Annotated in this window: 2 protein-coding genes; both read left to right on the top strand. The window is 56.5% G+C overall.

The window, feature by feature from the left end; all coding sequences use genetic code 11:
• A partial coding sequence (gene clpS / locus A3730_RS04165; protein ID WP_063537548.1) for an ATP-dependent Clp protease adapter ClpS occupies nucleotides 1-249 on the top strand: 249 nt, incomplete at its 5' end.
• A gap of 33 nt (nucleotides 250-282) precedes the next feature.
• A partial coding sequence (locus A3730_RS04160) for a Clp protease N-terminal domain-containing protein (RefSeq protein ID WP_304439459.1) occupies nucleotides 283-829 on the top strand: 547 nt, incomplete at its 3' end.

The raw sequence follows: 829 nt of genomic DNA, 5'->3' as shown, positions 1-829 counted from the left end.
CCATCCATGTACAAGGTGTTGATGTTGAATGATGACTACACGCCGATGGATTTTGTGGTAGAGATACTGGAAGACTTCTTCAATCTGGGCCGTGAGCAGGCCACCCGTGTCATGCTCACCGTGCACACTGAAGGAAAGGCGGTGTGCGGGGTGTATCCCCAGGACATAGCCGAAACAAAAGCCACGCAAGTGGTGGAATACGCCCGGGAGAATCAGCATCCGCTGATGTGTCAGGTGGAACAGGCCTGATGCCCTTGCGGGCCCATGCAGTGAGGTAGCCTTATGCTCAGCAAAGAACTTGAAATGACGCTTAACGAGGCGTTTCGCCACGCACGTGGCCACCGTCATGAGTTTATGACCGTGGAGCATTTGCTGCTGGCGCTGCTGGATAACGAGGCGGCCGTCGAGGTCCTGCGTGCCTGTGCCGCAGACCTGGATGAATTGCGTGATGCGTTATCCCAGTTTATCGAGGACTCAACACCGCTGTTACCGGATACCGATCCGGAGCGCGACACCCAGCCCACACTGGGCTTTCAGCGGGTGTTGCAGCGTGCGGTATTCAGTGTGCAGTCTTCCGGCAAGAAGGAAGTGACCGGGGCCAATGTGCTGGTGGCCATCTTCAACGAACAGGAAAGCCAGGCAGTCTATTTTCTTAACTGTCAGGACATTCACCGCCTGGATATCGTTAACTTTATTGCCCACGGTATTTCCCAGATTCAGGATGCAGAGCCGTCCATCGAGACCGAGCAGGACATGGAAGCGGGCGCGGAAGGCGCCCCGGCCAGCGCGCTGGACAATTACGCCACCAACCTGAACGAAATGGCCCGTG

Source organism: Alcanivorax sp. HI0044, from assembly GCF_001634945.1.
Note: the sequence above shows the minus strand (reverse complement) of the source record. Positions and strands in the feature narration are given on the sequence as shown.